The organism is Parabacteroides sp. AF39-10AC, from assembly GCF_003635405.1.
Classification (GTDB): Bacteria; Bacteroidota; Bacteroidia; order Bacteroidales; family Tannerellaceae; genus Parabacteroides; species Parabacteroides distasonis.
Map to the genome: position 1 here is coordinate 251,173 of NZ_QTLP01000003.1, position 20,442 is coordinate 271,614.

At 44.3% G+C, this 20,442-nt stretch carries 13 protein-coding genes; 5 read left to right on the forward strand and 8 right to left on the reverse strand.

Going from position 1 to position 20,442, the window contains the following annotated elements; translation table 11 throughout:
* Positions 1-140: 140 nt before the first annotated feature.
* The 4 genes from rpsI to DW033_RS04445 form a co-directional block, all read right to left on the reverse strand.
* Positions 141-527: a 30S ribosomal protein S9 gene (gene rpsI / locus DW033_RS04430; RefSeq protein ID WP_005859484.1), complete on the reverse strand. Its 387-nt coding sequence runs from the start codon at positions 525-527 to the stop codon at positions 141-143.
* A gap of 5 nt (positions 528-532) precedes the next feature.
* Positions 533-988, reverse strand: coding sequence for a 50S ribosomal protein L13 (gene rplM / locus DW033_RS04435; protein WP_005859486.1), 456 nt, complete (start codon positions 986-988; stop codon positions 533-535).
* Positions 989-1,183: 195 nt separating this feature from the next.
* Positions 1,184-1,816, reverse strand: a complete 633-nt coding sequence (locus tag DW033_RS04440) for a porin family protein (RefSeq protein ID WP_008777864.1) — start codon at positions 1,814-1,816, stop codon at positions 1,184-1,186.
* A 483-nt stretch (positions 1,817-2,299) separates the two neighbouring features.
* A complete protein-coding gene (locus DW033_RS04445; protein ID WP_122382484.1) occupies positions 2,300-5,494 on the reverse strand; it encodes a DUF6383 domain-containing protein in 3,195 nt (1,064 codons plus the stop codon).
* Positions 5,495-6,278: 784 nt separating this feature from the next.
* Between DW033_RS04445 and dnaE the strand changes: the two genes are divergently transcribed.
* Both dnaE and trxA read left to right on the forward strand, forming a co-directional pair.
* A complete protein-coding gene (gene dnaE, locus DW033_RS04450) occupies positions 6,279-10,082 on the forward strand; it encodes a DNA polymerase III subunit alpha (RefSeq protein WP_008772806.1) in 3,804 nt (1,267 codons plus the stop codon).
* Between the two features lie 87 nt (positions 10,083-10,169).
* The gene (gene trxA / locus DW033_RS04455) at positions 10,170-10,487 is read left to right on the forward strand and encodes a thioredoxin (RefSeq protein WP_005867529.1); all 318 of its coding nucleotides are present in this window, start codon (positions 10,170-10,172) and stop codon (positions 10,485-10,487) included.
* A gap of 60 nt (positions 10,488-10,547) precedes the next feature.
* Here the strand turns inward: trxA and mnmD are convergent, their stop codons facing one another.
* Positions 10,548-11,207, reverse strand: a complete 660-nt coding sequence (gene mnmD / locus DW033_RS04460) for a tRNA (5-methylaminomethyl-2-thiouridine)(34)-methyltransferase MnmD (RefSeq protein ID WP_087880432.1) — start codon at positions 11,205-11,207, stop codon at positions 10,548-10,550.
* A 70-nt stretch (positions 11,208-11,277) separates the two neighbouring features.
* Between mnmD and DW033_RS04465 the strand changes: the two genes are divergently transcribed.
* Together DW033_RS04465 and DW033_RS04470 are read left to right on the forward strand one after the other, a co-directional pair.
* A complete protein-coding gene (locus DW033_RS04465) occupies positions 11,278-13,671 on the forward strand; it encodes a TonB-dependent receptor (RefSeq protein ID WP_057326204.1) in 2,394 nt (797 codons plus the stop codon).
* Between the two features lie 132 nt (positions 13,672-13,803).
* A complete protein-coding gene (locus tag DW033_RS04470) occupies positions 13,804-16,452 on the forward strand; it encodes an ATP-binding protein (protein ID WP_122382485.1) in 2,649 nt (882 codons plus the stop codon).
* On the opposite strand, the gene DW033_RS04475 is transcribed toward DW033_RS04470, so the two are convergent.
* Together DW033_RS04475 and DW033_RS04480 are read right to left on the reverse strand one after the other, a co-directional pair.
* Positions 16,447-17,454, reverse strand: coding sequence for a PAS domain-containing sensor histidine kinase (locus DW033_RS04475; protein WP_057326206.1), 1,008 nt, complete (start codon positions 17,452-17,454; stop codon positions 16,447-16,449). The two genes, DW033_RS04470 and DW033_RS04475, sit on opposite strands and share 6 nt — an antisense overlap.
* Entirely contained in the window at positions 17,451-18,815 is a 1,365-nt protein-coding gene (locus DW033_RS04480; RefSeq protein ID WP_009275379.1) for a sigma-54 dependent transcriptional regulator, read from the reverse strand. Before DW033_RS04480 ends, DW033_RS04475 begins: the two co-directional genes overlap by 4 nt.
* A 216-nt stretch (positions 18,816-19,031) precedes the next feature.
* Between DW033_RS04480 and DW033_RS04485 the strand changes: the two genes are divergently transcribed.
* Entirely contained in the window at positions 19,032-19,637 is a 606-nt protein-coding gene (locus tag DW033_RS04485) for a DUF4858 domain-containing protein (protein ID WP_008772812.1), read from the forward strand.
* On the opposite strand, the gene nudC is transcribed toward DW033_RS04485, so the two are convergent.
* Positions 19,608-20,381: an NAD(+) diphosphatase gene (nudC, locus tag DW033_RS04490; RefSeq protein ID WP_009016882.1), complete on the reverse strand. Its 774-nt coding sequence runs from the start codon at positions 20,379-20,381 to the stop codon at positions 19,608-19,610. The two genes, DW033_RS04485 and nudC, sit on opposite strands and share 30 nt — an antisense overlap.
* Positions 20,382-20,442 lie beyond the last annotated feature (61 nt).

A 20,442-nucleotide genomic window follows, 5' to 3' on the forward strand; every position in this document is an offset into this window, starting at 1 on the left:
TGTTTTTTTCTTAAATCGTTTACTTTCTTTGTTTAATTTCAACCATCAGGTAGTCTTTCCGCATGTCCACATGTAAAAAGAATCCCGATAATTTAGATACTAAACGCTTCGCTTTACTTGTAAGGGACTCACAAATAACATTAACGTTTACTGAACTGGAATCTCTTACGAGCTTTCGGACGACCCGGTTTCTTACGCTCAACAGCACGAGGATCGCGAGTTACGAATCCTTCCGCTCTCAAGACAGCCTTATCTTCCGGATTAATCTTTATCAACGCACGAGAGATAGCCAAACGGGCAGCCTCAGACTGACCTTTGAAACCACCACCGTCAAGGTTGATCTTAATATCATATTGCTCAGCGACGTTCAACTTTGCTAACGGCTGCTTTACGATAAACTGAAGGATTGAAGAAGGAAAGTATTTTTCCAGCTCACGTTTGTTGATCGTGATCTTTCCCGTACCTTCGCTAACGAATACGCGAGCGACTGCCGCTTTACGTCTTCCTATTGCATTTACTACTTCCATCGTGATTATTTATATGAGTTTATATCGATTAACTTAGGTTGTTGAGCCTCGTGCTTGTGCTCAGTTCCCTCATAAACGTACATGTTGTTCAACAACTTTGCACCCAGACGGTTCTTAGGCAACATACCTTTTACTACTTTACGGAACAGACGGTCGCCACCTTTCTTCAAAAGATCAGCCGGAGTATACTCGATCTGTCCACCGGGATATCCGGTATATCTCAAATAAATACGATCGTTCCACTTGTTACCAGTCAGAACGACTTTGTCTGCATTGATGATGATTACATTATCACCACAGTCAACGTGCGGAGTGAAATTGGGTTTGTACTTACCGCGCAAAAGCTTCGCTACTTTAGCGCAAAGGCGACCTAACGTCTGGCCTTCAGCATCAACAATGACCCACTCTTTGTTTACAGTTGCCTTGTTTGCAGAAATGGTCTTAAAACTTAAAGTATCCACTGCTTAAAAATTAAATTAATTAATAACTCAAAAAACTAGCCTTACCAACATTGTCACAACGGACACATGATGCAACAACGTGCTAAGAACTAAACTCTTAGTACAATTTGATAATAATCGGCTTGCAAAGGTACGGGTTTTATCCGAAATACCAAACAAATCTAATTATTTTTCAAGTTATTATGAAGATACTCATCACTTACGGAAGTAATACCCCAAAGAGAATGTCACGTTATTTTGATAAACGGAAGTCTCGCCGTCACGCTTCAAGGCACGGCGGTCTATCATGCCGCATAGGGAACTTACGGAAAAGAAAAAGTTACTATATTCTACCGATAGGCCGACATTCATGCCAAAGTCGCAAGGTTTCAAGTCCTTCTCATCGGACACGCCGAAATGGAGATCCGGATTGGTCTCCCGGCTCTTCATCTTGCCAAACAAGGACCAATCAAAGGTAGGACCGGCGAATACGGACAGATGAACGTCCGTGAAGGTAAACGTATAAGCCACATTCACGGGTATCTGCAAAGAGTAATACCAACATTTATTATGAAGCGCCATCCCATGTATATCCTGATTCGAATAATAAGCGCCACCTTGGTTTACGAACGCCACCTCAGGACGAAGCGACCATTTTTTATTCTTACTCAAAGGAATATCCGCCAAACCCGCTATGCTGAAACCGAAGCGGGCTCCCGCCTCATACGTATCCTCCACTTTCTGGATCAACGAAGAATAAGCGCCTCCGGCACGTACGCCGAAAGAAACCTGAGCCATCGCCGGTAAAATCATCATCACGGCAATCAACAACAATCCGATCTTTCTCATAAACTTCCTCATTTGCTTTTCCTTCTAATAGTAAGCAAAGATATACATTTTTCAATAACATCTACATTTATCCTACTGAAACCTATAAGAAAGCGGTATAAAAAGCGCAGCTTTGCCATTTAAGCTTTAACGAATGGCACAACATGATACATCTTATCCCCATAAGATGATACATCTTATCCTTGCAACATGATACATCTTATTGCCACAACACGATACATCTTCAACAGAACTGTCTTGAAGCTGATTCCCCTACTGAGTAAAACCGGAATCTCCAAACCAATAAAGCCCCGACTGGACGAACCGGCCGGAGCTTATTCCTTTTCCGCCCTCGCTCCTCACGGAGGTAACGGCAGATGAACTTTAATTTATTACTTTAGTATTAATATTAATCCATTCCCGCCTGTTCGCCCTCACGGGGTACTTGAATCACTACAACTCCCGCAGGAATGATTTTCGATTTATGTTTTATCGTCATTATTCTTATTTAACGACTGCCTTAACAGCTTCCTCACCATCGACAGCTACCACGATGATGCCCGCAGGAGCGGCGATCGTAGCGTTATCGGATGTAAGAACCGTGCTAGCCACAACCTTACCAAGAACGTTCGTGATTACCACGTTCTTTCCGGCAGCGCCTTGGATCTCAACAGTACCGTTGCCAGCGATTACCTTAACGCCTTCTGCTGCGTCTGCGATAGACTCGTTAGCTGTAGGATCGCCTGTAGTGATAGTGAAGCGCATTGCTTTCTCCTTGCTACCGCTCCAAGACAACTGGTCGTTGAAGCTATACAGATAAGAACCCTTCTTGGCTACAGAACGGATACGATATTCGTTCTCATTGTCCTCGCACTGGATGATCTGAACCTTGAAGTAATCCAAGCCACCTAATACGCCCTCATCATCAGCCTCTTCAGCCACGGAAACCTTGTTACCCTTAACGACCGTAGTCAAAGTATCCTTAGTCTCCCAAAGAGTGGCCGGCTTGAAGATCGCCTTTGTCTCACCCTTGATCCACTCATACTTTCTGTCGTATGTACCATCTGCGACATAATAGTTTACAGAGTCTGCCGGGTTGAACAAGAACAATCTGTCACCATTCTCAACCGTACCCTTGTTAGAGATATAGAAAGAAGGAACAACAGCGTCCTCATCGGTTACTTGCAAGTAGAATGAGTATTGATTCTCGTTTACCACGATACCATCGCGATTCTCGTTCATGGAGATATAGTTACCCTTATCGCTTACCAAGGAGATATGACCTTCCTCTGCCGGGTAGCTGATCTCCGGTGCTTCTACGATCAAGTAGGTGTTCAATAACCAATCTTGTTGTGTAGAAGTTGACGGCCATGCGTAAACTGAAGACGGAGTAGTATATTGACATTCGTCGATAGAAGCCTTATAAGTAGCGTCTACAACAGACTTCGTATTCTCATTCAAAATTGAAGCGATAGAACTGTTTGTGTCACCCACCGGAATCAAGTAAACAGAACCATCGGCGGCTAGCTTGATCACGAACTTAGCTTGACCTTCATTAACTAACACTTCCTGTTCTGTTACATTAGTTACAGGACTAGTTCCTTGCGGGAAATATTTATCAGTCTCGATACCATCATTGATATACTGCAACTGATAAACATAAGCGTAGCCCTTATCTGCTCTAGCCTGTACCGTCACGCGGCCATCCTTATTGTAAACGAAACTGCGCTCGATGATCGTACATTTTTTATCATCTTTCACCAATTGCCATTGAGCGGCATCGGATACCTCGTTAGCGAACTTACCGTTCTTGTTCAATTCATATCCAGTCAATGGGCTTGCTTGTTTCTTAGCTGCCACATACCACTTATTGGAAGTCTCGTTGTTATCGCGAGCGAAAGCCATCGTCACCAAAGTCTCATCGTCTAGGTTCAAGAAACCTGCGTACGGATCAACCTCAGCCGGAGTCAACTCGACGATCAGTTGTTGCATTTCAGCGACTTCACCCTCTGTCTCATTGTATGTGTTCGCGTCTACATAGATAGCGGTAACCTTTTCGCTCTTTGTGGACAATTCGTAAACGTTCTCGCCCAGATCAGCCTTCGGGAACAAGCTTGCTGTGAAATACTCGCCGGTCTCACGGTTCGTGAATGTCACCTCATACTCATTGTCTACGCTGGAGATAGCCCATTGATAAGCCGGAGTCTCCAATTGAGAAAGAACCTTAGCCTTAGCTACCAACTCGAATTGAGAAGCTTTAACGGCGTTCGTCAAGTACTTGCCGTATACGCTCTTGATGTCTTTCTTGTCGATGTTATCGGTAGATGACCCAAATTCCTTACCGTCTAAGATACGGATCGTGTAAGCGGCGACCTTAGCCTCCGTGTTCAACAACTCGATACCTTTCTTCATACCGGCGGCAGCCAACTTGAAGATGAACTGGTCATCTGTAGCATGTGTAGTGGTCAGATAGTACTTGTCACTATGTTTCAACACATGTAACTTAACAGGCTTAGTAACGTGCTTAGCCTTGCTAGCTTGCTCACGATAACGGAAATCATCAACGTTCAACTCATACGGATAAGCGTCCACATAGCTCTTTTGCACACGGAAGTTAGCGTTATTGATAGAGATATCGTTACCTGCTGTCATCCAAGCATTATCCGAACCTTGATAGAAGTTCAAGTCGCTGACTTTCACCTCTGCCAAAGCGAAACCATCACCAGAGGCACGTCCCGCATTTGTAGCCTCAACGGTCTCCGTTGAGCTTACGACCAAGATCGTAGCGTTCATCCATTCTTTATAATCAGCATCATCTTTCGGAGCGTTCTCTGTGAAGAAATACATACCCGGCTCGATCCTCAAATCACTAGTATTACCCGAATAAGAAGGATACTGAGTAGCGTCAACTTCAATAGCGGTAGATACATAGCGAGCTACCACCTTCTTCGTATTGAACAAGTTGCCGATCGGCTCCTCGGTTTGATCCGTATCATAAGGCTTGGAAGCGAATGAGAATCCAGAAGTGTTATATAATGCGTTCAACTCGGTAACATCCTCAAGTTCCTCGGATTTAACCTCATAGAACACAGGAGCAGAGATCGTAGTAGTAGAGACCAATGGGCTGCCAGACCATGACAGACCGTTCCAAACAGTCGCACCCGCTTTATAGGCAACCATGTACTTATTAGAGACAGAATACTTCGCACCAGTGGGAGTAGAAGTGACAGCACCTGTATTCTCAAACACGAAATCCTTAAAGGTATCCTCGGCTTTCGCTGCCGGGTCTGTCTCTATCGCATTATATGCGCTGTTGTATCTCAACGCCTTTCCAGTCTCCGCATTGGTGAGGGTATAAGAGAAGAAACCTCTCGGAGCCTCTGTCACGCTGACCGTCCAAATGTACTTCTTTACGCCGTCTTTGCTATCGCTGTCATCGTAAAAAATCGGAGTGTTTATAGCCTCCCCTACCTCAACAATCTTACCGGTAGTAGTGCTTATTTCATGACCATAGGCTAGCGATGAAGAGGCATCTACCATCACATATCGAGCCCCGTTTTTCAGTTCATTCGTTACTGTAGATCCGATTCCGGTCAAATCTTTAATGGAAACCGTCGGCGTCTGAGCGAAGGCACTACCGCACAGCGACCCCGCCACAAGCAGACCCGCCGTTAACAATGTAGAAATCTTTCTGTTCATAATTTAGAATTTAATATTAATAATAGTGTTAATTAAGCACTTAGCTATTTTCTGATAGCAGACTACCGTTAGAAAACGACTAGTCTAAACCATCGTTTAGATCTTGCGTTTTTAAAGAAGGAAAACGGGAGGTTCGTTTACGGAATCGGTTGTTTCGTAAAGGATAGGCTATCCTATTGATAAGAAAGCGAATAAGGGATGAAAAAAATAGCCCGGAAGGGTTGCAGAAGTCAAAGAAACGCGTACCTTTGCAAATGACTAATTAAAACGATCGTTTAAATCAATCATTTTTCTCTTTTATTATTTAATGTACATGCGTACATTAGTAAATACACCATCCAATAATCAACAAAAGTAAGATCACCTTTTGCGATAGATCGGAATATTAGTTTCCTTTGTTCTAGCAAAATGACATTTTGTAAACAGAACTCCCTGAGATTCGCTTTTTCCAAGCATAAGTACAGTATAAAACGGCTTTTCACACAGAAAAACGCCATTCATAACTATCTTCCATCCGCTAGTTCGAGCACCTCACGAAAACCTCCTGTCACGATATACGGCTTATATCAAGCAAAATATCAATACAACATCTGTTTATATAACATATAGATTCTATAGAATCACACATATTATAACCTCATTATATCCTTCAGAAAACACGTACGTGTTTCCGAAAAAAGACGTACGTGTTTTTTTAAAAGCAAAACAACCTCTCTCGTACTAAAAAATATTTCCTACCTTTATGCACTCATTTCAATATGCACCAGACTATACATTAATATATATGGAACCGTTTATTCATTTACACGTACATACCCAGTATTCCTTGCTGGACGGACAGGCATCCATCGACGCATTGATCGACAAAGCGTACAAAGACGGAATGCGTGCGATCGCCGTAACAGACCATGGCGTTATGTTCGGTATCAAGGAGTTTTTCAATAAGGTTAGCAAAAAGAACAGTAAACCTCTCGGGATCATCAAGGACTCCGAGAAAGAACTAAAACCGCTGCTGGCCAAGGATGCTCCAACCGATGAGGAACAACAAAGGATAACGGAACTACAAAAACAAATCGCCGAAGCGAAAGCTTCCATCTTCAAGCCGATCATCGGGTGCGAATGTTATTGCGCTCGCAACGGAAGGCATAGCAAGCTGGCCTCGCAAGACGACCGTAGCGGCTGGCACTTGATCGTTCTGGCCAAAAATAAGAACGGATACAAGAACCTGATCAAGATGGTATCCCTCTCATGGACGGAAGGATTCTACGGACGTCCGCGTATCGACAAAGAGTTGTTGGAGAAATACCACGAGGATCTGATCATCTGCTCCGCCTGTTTAGGTGGAGAGATCCCGCAGCATATCATGCACGGACGAATCGATAAGGCCGAGGAGTCTATCAAATGGTTCAAAAACTTATTCGGAGAAGATTATTACCTTGAGATGCAACGGCACGAGACACACGACCCCAACGCCGATTGCACGATTTTCCCGCATCAACAAGAGGTGAACAAGGTACTGATCGAACTTGCTCACAAACATAATATCAAGCTAATCGCCACCAACGACGTCCATTTCGTCAATGCCGACGACGCTGAGGCCCACGACCGCCTGATCTGCCTTAGTACCGGCAAAGACTTGGACGACCCCAAGCGTATGCGCTACTCCAAGCAAGAATGGATGAAGACAACCGCCGAGATGAACACCATCTTCGCCGATATCCCCGAAGCTTTGAGTAATACCCTCGAGATAGCCGACAAAATAGAATTCTACTCCATCGACAGCGGTCCTATCATGCCGACTTTCGCCATTCCCGAGGAGTTCGGCACCGAGGAGTCCTACCGTCAGAAATTGACAGAGCATGATTTATTTGAGGAATTCACCCGAGACGAGAACGGTAATGTCGTATTAAGCGAGGAAGAGGCGCACTCCAAAATCAAGAAATTAGGTGGATACGACAAACTATACCGCATCAAGCTGGAAGCCGACTATTTGGCGAAATTGACATACGACGGAGCCAAGGAGCTTTACGGAGACCCCTTGAACGATGAAGTAAAGGAGCGTCTGAACTTCGAGTTACATATCATGAAGACCATGGGTTTCCCCGGCTACTTCTTGATCGTACAAGATTTCATCCGTGCCGCTCGTGAGGAACTCGGTGTATCCGTAGGACCGGGACGTGGTTCGGCCGCCGGATCTGCCGTAGCTTATTGCTTAGGGATCACCAAGATCGACCCGATCAAATATGACCTCCTGTTCGAGCGTTTCTTGAATCCGGACCGTATCTCCCTCCCCGATATCGATACCGACTTCGATGATGATGGCCGTGGCGAGGTCTTACGCTGGGTAACGGAGAAATACGGTGCCGAGCGTGTGGCTCATATCATTACTTATGGTACAATGGCTACCAAGTCCGCTATCAAGGATGTCGCCCGGGTACAGAAATTACCGTTATCCGAATCGAACCGGTTAGCCAAATTGGTTCCGGATAAGATCCCCGACATGAAGAAGTTCAAATTGGGTGACGCCATCAAGTATGTGCCGGAACTAAAAGAGGCGGCTAACGGAAATGATCCGCTGGCACGGGATACCTTGAAATACGCCCAGATGCTGGAAGGCAACGTCCGTAACACGGGTGTACACGCCTGCGGTGTCATTATCGGACGTTATGATATATCGGATGTCGTACCTGTCAGTACGGCGAAAGACAAGGATACCGGCGAGGAGATGCTGGTTACCCAATACGAGGGTTCCGTGATCGAGGAAACCGGATTGATCAAGATGGACTTCTTGGGCTTGAAGACCTTGTCCATCATCAAGGAAGCAATCGAGAACGTGAAACTGACTACCGGACATGATCTGGATATCGATCATATCAGTCTGGAGGACCCCAAGACTTATAAATTGTATTGCGACGGAAAGACAACCGGTACATTCCAGTTCGAGTCCGCCGGTATGCAAAAGTATTTGAAGGAGTTGCAACCTTCTAAATTCGAGGACTTGATCGCCATGAACGCCCTGTATCGCCCGGGCCCAATGGATTACATCCCTTCTTTTATCGCCCGTAAACAGGGTAAGGAGGAGATCAAGTACGATATTCCCGTCATGGAACGCTACCTAAAAGATACGTACGGTATTACGGTCTATCAGGAGCAGGTCATGCTTCTATCCCGTTTGCTCGCTAACTTCACGCGTGGTGAGAGTGATGCCTTACGTAAGGCGATGGGTAAGAAGTTGATCGAGAAGATGAACCACTTGAAGTCTAAATTTATGGCTGGTGGTCAAGCCAACGGCTATAAAGAGGAAACTTTAAATAAGATCTGGTCCGACTGGGAGAAGTTCGCCTCATACGCATTCAATAAGAGTCACGCTACTTGTTACTCATGGGTGGCTTATCAGACCGCTTACTTGAAAGCGAACTTCCCGTCCGAGTATATGGCCGCCGTCTTGAGCCGAAGCTTATCCAATATCACGGATATCACGAAGTTCATGGATGAATGTAAAGCGATGGGTATTCAAGTATTGGGACCGGACGTGAACGAGTCTATCTTGAAGTTCAGCGTAGATAAGAACAAGAACATCCGCTTCGGGCTAGGTGCCGTGAAAGGCGTAGGTGAGTCAGCCGTACAAAATATCATAGAGGAACGCAAGAAGAACGGCCCGTACAAGAGTATCTTCGATTTCGTAGAACGGGTGAACTTGACCGCTTGCAATAAGAAAAACATAGAGTCCATGGCTTTGGCCGGAGCGTTCGATAACTTCGGTATCCAGCGTGAGCAGTTCTTCACCGACAGTGGAAAAGGAGAATTGTTCTTGGATACCTTGGTTCGCTATGGTAACAAATACCAGATGGATAAGAGCACGGCAGTCAACTCTTTATTCGGTGGAGACGCCTTGATCGCCATCGCTAAACCGGAGATCCCGCAATGCGAGCGTTGGAGCGATCTCGAACGCCTGAATAAAGAGAAGGAGTTGGTCGGTATTTACCTATCCGCCCACCCGTTGGATGAATACCGTATCATATTAAAGTATGTATGTAATACCGGCATGGTAGAACTTAACGAGCGGGAAACCTTACAAGGCCGGGAAGTTTTATTAGGTGGTATCGTCACCGGTTTCCGGGAAGGAATGACCAAGAACGGAAAGCCTTACGGTATCTTGAAGATCGAGGATTTCACGGGTAGTGGCGAGATCCCGCTTTTCGGACAGGATTATATCGAATACAGCAAGTATGGTAAAATAGGGATGTATCTCTTGATCACAGCCCGTGTAGAGCCTAGCCGCTGGGACCCCAATAAACTGGACTTCAAGATTGGTACCGTCAACCTTTTGCAAGACGAGAAAGACAAGCTGATCGAGAAAATCAGTATCACGGTCCCGATCCATGATTTGGACGAGCCGACAATCAATGAGCTTTCGGTATTGATCAAGAACAATCCGGGCCATAGCCTGTTATATTTTAAGGTTGTCGATGGGGAACATAATATTTCCCTAAATCTCTTCTCCCAAAATATCCGCTTAAACGTGACCCGTGAGCTGGTAGACTTTTTACAGGAGAACGAGAATATCGATTTTAAAATTAATGGTTAAAGTTGTACGACGCTGAAAGAATTTGTACTTTTGGCGTCATAACAATCATTAGATTATAATTCATAATTAAATAATACGTAATTCAAAATGGCACTACAAATTACAGACGCTAATTTCGAGGAGTTGGTTAACTCCGGAAAGCCCATGGTTCTTGACTTTTGGGCAGAGTGGTGTGGCCCTTGCCGCATGGTATCTCCTATCATTGATGAGTTGGCAACCGAATACGAAGGTCGTGTGACGATCGGTAAAATGAACGTTGACGAGAATGACGATGTAGTCGGACAATTCGGTATCCGCAACATCCCTACCGTTCTTTTCTTCAAAGACGGTAAGATGGTTGATAAAGTAGTAGGCGCTACGGCTAAGGATAAGTTCGTAGAAAAGATCGAGGCAATGCTTAAATAATTGAAAGTTGAGAATTGAGAATTGAAAATACCGAGGAATACGCTCTGTAACTTTCAATTCTCAATTTTTACCCCTAAGTATATGTCGCTTGCCCGGAGGACCGGGAAGACGGCTCATCTCAAAACCAGCCGCTTGCATACCTCTGCGTACCTCTCCTTTTGCGCAATAGGTTACGATCACTCCGCCCGGTGCGGTATGAGCATACAAACGATTATAGATTTCCTGATTCCACATCTCCGGTTGTTTCTCGGGCGCAAATGCGTCGAAATAGATCAAATCGATATCATCCGGTAGTTCACAGGCGTTACTATTTCCTTCTATTTTATGAAGTGTAAAGCGCTCTGAGATTGAAACGGGAGTATTCCACTCCGCCTCATGCAAGGCTAAGAATAACTCTTTTCTCTCCGGCCAGATCAGCTCCCCATAATTCAAGGCACGAATCGTATCTAAAGGAAGCGGGTATAACTCCACTGTATGATAATCAATATGATGTGCTTGAGATAGCTCGACATCCTTCAATGTCAAGAAGGCGTTCAGCCCTGTACCGAAGCCAATCTCCACGATTCGGATAAAGTCTTTTTCAAGCGCATGCAATCCCGCCTCTATAAATATATGTCTTGATTCCTGCAGGGCCCCGTTCACGGAATGATAATGTTCATCCATCGCCGGAATATATAGCGTATGGCTTCCATCCGCCGTTATCTGTAATTCTTTCTCCATATGTATGCAAAGATAATACATACGAATCAGAATAATACTTATCTTTACCGCTATAAATATGATATAAGATATGGATAGACGCCATCTTTACTTCTTACTATTCTTATTATGTACCATACAAGCCGCTATCGGTCAACAGCGCTCCTTCTCTATCAAGGGAGTTGTAAAAGACGCATCGAGCGGACAGCCGATACCTTTCGCTAACGTAGTGGTATGGAACACGACGCAAGGGGCGGTCACCGATTCCACCGGATTATTCGAGATATCCGGCATATCACCCGGAAGCTATCGTCTCCAATCCTCCTTTCTGGGATATAAGCCATTCGTTACCGCCGAATTCAGACTAGCGAATAAAGATATATTCTTCCCGATCGAGCTAGAGGAAGCCAGCCAGAATCTGCAAGAGGTTAGCGTAGTAGCCTCTCCGTTCCGTAAAACCGCCGAAAGTCCGCTAGGACTTCGTGTAATCGGTTTCAAGGAGATAGAGAAAAGCGCGGGAGGAAACCGGGATATCTCCCGGGTAGTACAAACCTTTCCGGGAGTAGCGTCTACGGCAGCGTTTCGTAACGACTTGATGGTAAGAGGAGGAGGTCCCTCGGAAAACCGTTTCTTTTTGGATGGCGTAGAGATACCGAATATCAACCATTTCTCTACCCAAGGAGCCTCCGGAGGTCCGGTCGGTATTATCAATCCCGATTTTATCCGGGAGGTCAACTTTTATTCGGCCGCATTCCCCGCATCCAAAGGGAACACTTTAAGTTCGGTATTGGATTTTAAACTACAAGATGGGAATAAGGAGAAATTCTCATTGCGAGGAGTCCTAGGAGCCTCAGATATCGGTGTGTCCGCTAATGGACCGCTAGGAAAAAAGACCACTTACCAAGTGTCTGTTCGTCGCTCTTACCTTCAATTCCTTTTCGATATGATCGGCTTGCCGTTCTTACCTACTTTCACGGATGCCCAATTCAAGATTAAGCACTCCTTCAACCCCAAGAATGAGCTTACAGTTCTCGGATTAGGGGCGATCGATGATATGAAGCTGAATACAGGAATGAAAGACATGAGCGAGAAAAACCAATATATCCTCTCTTACTTGCCGGTCGTAAAACAAAAAACGTATACCCTTGGAGCGGTTTATAAACACTACGCCGGTAAAAATCTCTACTCGGTCATTATCAGCCGTAGCCAGACCAACAATAAGAATATTAAATACAAAGACAATGACGAAAGCAAGGAAGAGAATCTCTCCTTAAATTACCGTTCGGATGAGATCGAGAATAAGTTCCGAACGGAAAACACGTTCCGCTTACCATTCATTCAATTGAATGTCGGAGGAAACATCGAATACGCCCAATACACGAATGACACCTATCAAAAGCAATTTACCTCTATCCCCCGTACCATCGTATATCAAACAGACCTTGGCATATGGAAGTGGGGTATCTATGCCACGGCTATTTATGAGAGTTATAACGAGCGGTTTACCGCCTCTTTAGGTGTTCGTGCGGACGCAAACAATTATTCCTCGGATATGAATAATTTGTTAGATCAGTTATCTCCTCGCCTATCCTTATCCTACCGCTTGTCCGATCCGCTTTATATAAACGCGAATATCGGACGCTACTACGAGCTTCCTCCTTATACGACATTGGGATTCAAGGATAATGAAGGTAATTATGTAAACCGGACAAATCATTTAAGCTATATCCGAAGCGACCAAGCCGGATTAGGCTTGGAATACCGTCCTACCTCATACTTGAAATTCACGGCCGAAGGATTCTATAAACATTATGATCGTTATCCGATGTCCATACTCGACAGTATCCCACTCGCGTCGAAAGGTACAGACTATGGTGTCTTGGGAAATGAGGCCGTATCGTCTACCGCTACAGGGCGAGCTTATGGGCTTGAGATCATGGGACGTTGGTATAATTATAAAGGGCTTACTTTCATCGCATCCTACACTTTGGTAAGAAGCGAATTCAAGGATGGGAGAAATATGGACACTTATCTTCCCTCGGCTTGGGACAATAAGCATCTGTTCACGTTTAGCGGGACTTATTCTTTACCCAAGAACTGGGACGTAGGCGCCAAGTTCCGGGTAGTAGGAGGCGCTCCCTATACGCCTTACGATGTAGAAAAGAGTAGTTATGTAGAAGCTTGGGACGCTAATAACGGGCTATACTATGATTACAGCCGGTTTAACAGCGAACGGCTCAAGCCATTCACGCAGTTAGATATCCGTATCGATAAAACATTTTACTTCAAAAAGATCATGCTTGGAGCCTATATCGACATCCAAAACATATTGAATTCCAAATACAAAGAGCAAGACGTATATATCAAAACGGGTAAAATTATCAACCCGGAAGCTCCCATATATGAACAACGGTACGAATTAAGACCGATAGAACGTCTTACAGGAACGCTTCTCCCAAGTATCGGAGTGATGATCGAGTTATAGATTTTAGGCGTAATAGATTCTTTTTATTTTGAATTTCAGCAATTAATCATAAATCTTTTCTATTTTTGTGGACTGTATGAACAAAAAATAGTACTTTAATCGCAAATAAGCACATGAATAGGTAGGTAAAGAATGACATTATTAAAATACTACATACGATTCGTACTCTTTATCGTGTTAAGTCTGGTCTTTTCTTTCCACTTATACGCTACAGATAATGCAGGCCCTATTTTAATCATTAGCTCCTACAATCCCGATACACGTAATACGACCGCCAATATTTCCGAGTTTATGGAGGAATATAAGCGGGGAGGTGGTATCTCGCCGGTGGTTATCGAGAACATGAACTGTAAGAGCCTCCCGGAAGCCCCCTTATGGGACGGTAAGATGAGAGGTATATTGGATAAATATAAGGAAAATAACACCCCTCAGCTTATCATTATCTTAGGTCAAGAGGCATGGGCTTCTTATATCTCCCAAGAATACAAGCCTAATTTACCGGTTTTATGCGGTATGATCAGTAAGAATGCGATCTTATTACCCGACTCGGATTTAAATGTCGCTGAATGGGAACCGAAATACATCGATATCCAAGAGTACGTAGATAAAGGTTTACACCTTGGCGGGTTCTTGTATTCTTATGACGTAAAAGAAAATATCCGGTTAATACGTAAGCTATATCCCCAAACTCAAAATATAGCATTAATCACCGATAATACCTACGGTGGTTTAGCTATGCAGACCTTGGTAAAAAAGGAAATGGAAAATATCAAGGATCTGAACTTGATATTACTGGATGGAAGAAAGAATAATATCTACACCATTGTTGAGCAAATCAAGAACCTGCCGGATCAGACCGTGATATTGATTGGTACATGGCGTGTAGACGTGAACGACGGGTATTATGTTGGAAATGCCACGTATACCATGATGACCGCCAATCCCAGAATCCCGACATTCACATTGGCATCCGTCGGCATAGGGCACTGGGCCATCGGAGGTTTCAGTCCCAAATACAGGCCTATAGGTTCCGATTTGGCGAAAGAGGCTTTAAGTATATTGGAGAAGAAAATCGCCCCTAAAGATATCCATCCACAAATCATTCCCAATGGATATATGTTCGACGCTTCAAAGATCAAGGCTTTTGATATCAGCAGATTGTCATTGCCCCACGACGCTACTATTATCAACGAGGACCCGAGCCTATTCTCCAAATACAGGTTCGAGATCTTGCTAAGCGTAATCACCGTATTATTTATTTTCCTGATTATGATATTAATCTTCTTTATCCGGACCAATAAACTGAAAGATAAGTTATTGGATCTACAGAAGGATAATATACTAATCATGAATAATATCCAAGCTTCCATCTATTTCATCAAGCCGGATTATACCGTAAAATGGAGAAATGAGGTAGAGTTCCATGACTGTATCCCTGAATTCGGTCCGGCTAATTGCTTCTTGGTCAAGAACGGAGTAAAGCCTTATTGTACCCGTTGCACGGTCGCAAAGGCCATGGAAACCAAAAAGCAGGTCGATATCACGAATGAGTTCGGCGATGGAAAGTATCTTCATATTTTGGCGAACCCTGTATTAGACGAGCACGACAACCTTATCGGGGTTATTTTCAAGAAAGAAGATGTGACAAAACAAAAACAGGCGGAGAACGAACTGAGGAAAGCGAAAGAGAGAGCGGAAGAGTCCGATCGTTTGAAATCCGCGTTCTTGGCGAATATGAGTCATGAGATTCGAACGCCATTGAATGCGATCGTCGGTTTCTCCGGATTATTGGCCGTAACCGAGAATATGGAGGATAAAGAGGAATATATCAATATCATTAATAGCAACAACGACCTGCTATTGCAATTGATCAATGATATTCTCGATCTAGCCAAGATAGAGGCGGGTACGCTAGAATTCGTGGATTCAGACGTAGATGTCAATCAACTATTCTCCGATATCGAGCAGTCTTCCCGTTTGAAGGCGCAAGATGGTGTGCAGGTATGCTTTGTCGAGAAGATCCCGAATTGTATCTTACGCACCGACCGTAACCGGGTCTCCCAAGTCATTACGAACTTTATCAACAACGCCATCAAATTCACGACTCAAGGTAGCATCCTGTTTGGCTACCGCCATAGAGATGATGAGTTGTATTTCTATGTAAAAGATACGGGATGCGGTATCGCCAAGGATAAGATCGGTCAAGTTTTCACCCGTTTCGTTAAGTTAAATAGCTTTGTGCAAGGAACGGGGCTAGGATTATCGATCTGCCAGATGATTATCAAGCGTCTGGGTGGAGATATAGGGGTGGAATCAGAGCAAGGAAAAGGTTCTACATTCTGGTTTACGTTGCCCTATTCGATACTAGAGATGCAGGAAGTCCCGCATGAGAAACCAAAGACCGAGAATGTACAGAAGAGCCAGTCATCCAAATCTGCAACCCTATTAATAGCGGAAGATAACGAAAGCAACTATACTTTATTCCAAGCCATGTTGAAAGATTATAACCTTATACACGCATGGAACGGGGAACAAGCGATCGATTTATTCAATAAATATCAACCGGACTTAATCCTAATGGACCTAAAAATGCCGATCGTAGACGGCTATGAGGCTACACGGGTAATTCGGGAAAAGAACCAGTCCATTCCTATCATCGCCGTAACGGCTTTCGCCTTCGCGGAAGATGAGGAACGGGTAAAACAAAGCGGATTCTCCTCTTACATCGCTAAACCGATCAAGCCGGATAAGCTAATCGCATGTATTAATACTTATTTATAGAATCCGTTTGGTAACAATCGGAAAACGCAAAACGAAAGAGGAACCCTTCTCTACTTGAGAGTCGAGACTAATACTTCCTCTATGACGGTTCATGATCTGCCGGCAAAGACTTAATCCGATACCGGAACCTTTAGATTTAGTCGTGAAGAAAGGCACGAAGACCTTGTCGATCGCCTCGGGAACAATTCCGCTACCATTATCAATCACCGAAATAATAACCATGCCGGCTTTTTGGACAGCCTCCACGACTATTTGAGGAGATAAGGACTCTTCACAAGCCTCTATCGCATTTTTCAATAGATTAATTAATACTTGTTCCACCATGATCCGGTCCGCATATAAATTCAAGTCTTCCGGCTTTACATGAAAGAAGAGGATATCGGATTTCTCCGGGAATAGAAGCCGGATATCGTCAAAGAGAGCCGAAACCGAGAAGTTTCGTAAAGTAGGTAAAGGCAGACGGGTTAATTTCCGATAATTCTCGACAAAATCCAATAACCCCTTACTTCTTCGGTGGATCGTTTGCATGGCTTGTACCATAATAGCGTAGTCTTTCTCATTCATGCCATTTATCGTCGCACGCTCGGCTACCGTCTCTGATAAAGAGATTACCGGAGCGATCGAGTTCATGATCTCATGCGTCAATACCCGGATAAGTTTCTGCCATGCCTCGGTTTCCGCCTCAGCGACCACCGAATTATACAATCGACTCCGTAAAGCCTCCAAGGCAGCGTTCATAGAAGAGGCCAAAGCCTTTTCGTCTTCCGTCATTGAATCGGAAGGATAAAACAGGCTCAGATCCCCGTAATGAATACTCTCTATCAGGTATTCCATCCGCTTAACAGTCTTTTGCTGATCCTTATATAAGAAAACCGAAAGCGCAAGAATACAAAATCCGAACAGCACGGGAATAAACAAAAACCCTTTCAGCATTAAGAATGAGGCAGTAAAAGACAATACCACGATCCCCAAAATACGAGCGAACAACAAGTAACGTATCATAAGCCAAATTTCTCCAATTTACGATACAAGGTAAAGCGGGTAATCCCTAGAAGCTCGGCGGCACGAGTGATATTCCCCTCGGCACGACGTAAGGCACGTTCGATCGCTTCTTTCTCCAATACCGTCAAATTTAACTCATCGGATGGTTCCTTATCCCTAAGCGGGACAGAACGCAGAATAAAGTCTTCCGGCCTTAGCCAATTACTTTCAGACAAGATAACCGCCCGTTCAATCGCATGTTGCAGTTCACGTACATTACCGGGCCAAGCATAATTATGTAGCTTATTCTTCCCATCCCTGTTAATGCCCTTCAAGTCTTTCTTATATTTACGAGCATACTTCGACAAGAAATGTTCAGCCAATAAGATCACGTCATTTCCTCGTTCCCTCAAGGGAGGAATATGTAACTCGATCGTATTAATACGATATAAAAGATCTTGCCGGAAAGTACCTTCTGCCACAAGATGATGGATATTCACGTTCGTTGCGCAGATCAACCGGATATCAATCGGTATGGGTTGCGTTGCTCCCAAGCGGGTTATCTGTCGTTTTTCCAAAGCGGTCAACAGTTTCGCTTGCATGGAAAGGCTTAAGTTCCCGATCTCATCCAAGAACAAGGTGCCACCGGAAGCTACCTCCATTCGTCCCGGCTTTTCCTTACGGGCATCCGTAAAAGCCCCTTTCTCATAGCCGAATAATTCACTCTCGAAAAGTTGTTCCGGAATAGAGCCCACATCGATCCCGACGAAAAGATTCCCCGAACGCGGAGATTGATGATATAAGGCGCGGGCAACTAAATCTTTACCGGTTCCATTCTCCCCCAAGATTAATATATTGGCATCCGTATTCTTTAATTTATCGACCGTAGCGAAAATAGCCTGCATCGGTTCGCTTTCACCGATGATCTCGAAGCCAGCATCCTCGGGTGAACTAAGAATCTCAACTTGTTTCTTTAAATTTCGCACTTCCGCCCTACTCTCCCGAAGTTCCAATGCCGAAGAGAGTGTAGCGAGTAATTTCTCCTTTTCCCAAGGTTTCGGGATAAAGTCGGTAGCTCCCGCCTTAATCGCCCGCACGGCCTTATCCGTATCCGAATAGGCAGTCATAAAAAGAACCACCACGTCCGGGTCTATCTTCTTTATCTTCTCCAGCCAATAGAAACCCTCCTGACCACTAATAGCATCCCGTTTGAAATTCATATCCAACAAGATAATATCCGGGATAAAAGTCCGCATGAAATGATCGATGCGCTCCGGTTGCGTAGCCACTCTTATTTGTTCCATATAGGGCTCCAGTAATAAGTTAAGGGCAAAAAGGATGTCCTCATTATCATCTATAATTAATAGTTTTCCCTTTTTCATAAGCGCTGAACTAGTTTGTGATGCCTCAAAGGTAGGTATTAAATCAATGGAAGAAGCGTGCGTAATCGAACGATTATCGTGCACAGATGAACTGTTAAATTAATAGTCCGCAAAGAGGGTTAAGATTAAGTAAACGGTAAGACTATTTAAGCGAAAGAAAAAACGAGGAGAAAGAAGGAAGACTATCTTTGAACACAATTAACAATTCAGGCATTCATGAGACCACTATTGATTGGATTTTTCGTCTGTATAAATATACACTTAGGCTATGCGCAATGGACTGAGCAAGATTCGATCTGGCTAAAGGATGTATTAGCAGGCAAAGATTCCATCAAATTGAACCCTGAATTCCAAAAAGCAATCCAAAGCGGTTCTTTCCTCAACCCGGAACCAGGAAAACCGATGGGGAAACCTCAACTGGCCGCTCCCAGCAATATCCCTATCACCAAAGATTTCTCAGAATATATCCAACAAGACGATACGACACACCGAAAAGTAGCATTGAAGGATTTACCACCATCGGTATTCTGGCGACATAATCCACCGTATAAAAAGATACTGCCTGTCTATCAATCTATCTTAGATGAATTGAAAAGGACTCCGTCCAGTGGTCGTACTTCACTAGCTACCTTCGATCTAGGAAGGATGACCAGCCGGAAAACATATGTCCATAAACGCAACGCAAAACGCAACGGAACTTGGCAAAACTACGGTAACCTCCCTACCCCGGATGTCATCTCTAAAAGGAAGAAATTCGAAAGACAACAGGCAGAGGCCGCAAAAAAGGACTCCTCATTGATGATCCAACCACCAATCGATTAGCTTACGGGCCAAGCTCAACTTACGGGGGATCTCCGGTAAGTTATCTTTGGTATAGAAGGCACCAGAACTTAGTTCCTCATCCTGCAACTTAATTTCCCCACTTACATAATCCGCTACAAAGCCTACCATCAAGCCACTCGGATAAGGCCAGGGTTGGTTTCCGAAATAAGTGATATTATCGACCTCTAAACCCGTTTCCTCACGGACCTCCCGACGCACACACTCTTCCAAGGTCTCGCCAACTTCTAAGAATCCGGCCACTAATCCATGGAAAGTTCCCCGGAAATTACGGGCATGTACCAAAAGAATCGAATCCTCCTTACGGATCAAGACGATCATCGCTGCTGAGATTGTCGGATAAATCTCATGTTTGCAAGAAGGACATTGCTTCATGATCGACGTAGTCTGTACGGTAGGAGTACCACATACCGGGCAGAAACGGCTATGGCTATCCCAATAAAGCAATTGAAAAGCCTTACCCGCCTTCTCGTAACACGCTCTCGAGATATAATCCCAAGAGGCACGCAACCCCATATGTACGTAACGGTCATTCCCCTCCACCGGAGTATCCAATTCTGCCGTACGCGCGGGAAGTCCATCCCGGTAATCAACCTCCAGCGTATGAGAAACCGGAACTGGGGGATTCTCGCCATAAGGGATGGTATACGTATCATTCTCTTTCTGAAGCAACAGTTGGTCTTTATAAAAAAGGAACCAATAACAGAGTTTATTTGAAGTTTCCATGCTGATATTTCCGAATTATCTTTCTATATGTAAAACATCCGCGAACTTACGAATTAAAATC

Excerpts from the sequence above, each read along its gene's own strand:
- trxA (WP_005867529.1), top strand. The coding sequence starts at position 10,170 with ATGGCACTACAAATTACAGACGCTAATTTCGAGGAGTTGGTTAACTCC.
- DW033_RS04445 (WP_122382484.1), bottom strand. The coding sequence starts at position 5,494 with ATGAACAGAAAGATTTCTACATTGTTAACGGCGGGTCTGCTTGTGGCG.
- dnaE (WP_008772806.1), top strand. The coding sequence starts at position 6,279 with ATGGAACCGTTTATTCATTTACACGTACATACCCAGTATTCCTTGCTG.
- mnmD (WP_087880432.1), bottom strand. The coding sequence starts at position 11,207 with ATGGAGAAAGAATTACAGATAACGGCGGATGGAAGCCATACGCTATAT.
- DW033_RS04475 (WP_057326206.1), bottom strand. The coding sequence starts at position 17,454 with ATGATACGTTACTTGTTGTTCGCTCGTATTTTGGGGATCGTGGTATTG.
- rpsI (WP_005859484.1), bottom strand. The coding sequence starts at position 527 with ATGGAAGTAGTAAATGCAATAGGAAGACGTAAAGCGGCAGTCGCTCGC.
- nudC (WP_009016882.1), bottom strand. The coding sequence starts at position 20,381 with ATGGAAACTTCAAATAAACTCTGTTATTGGTTCCTTTTTTATAAAGAC.
- DW033_RS04485 (WP_008772812.1), top strand. The coding sequence starts at position 19,032 with ATGAGACCACTATTGATTGGATTTTTCGTCTGTATAAATATACACTTA.
- DW033_RS04465 (WP_057326204.1), top strand. The coding sequence starts at position 11,278 with ATGGATAGACGCCATCTTTACTTCTTACTATTCTTATTATGTACCATA.
- DW033_RS04440 (WP_008777864.1), bottom strand. The coding sequence starts at position 1,816 with ATGAGAAAGATCGGATTGTTGTTGATTGCCGTGATGATGATTTTACCG.
- DW033_RS04470 (WP_122382485.1), top strand. The coding sequence starts at position 13,804 with ATGACATTATTAAAATACTACATACGATTCGTACTCTTTATCGTGTTA.
- DW033_RS04480 (WP_009275379.1), bottom strand. The coding sequence starts at position 18,815 with ATGAAAAAGGGAAAACTATTAATTATAGATGATAATGAGGACATCCTT.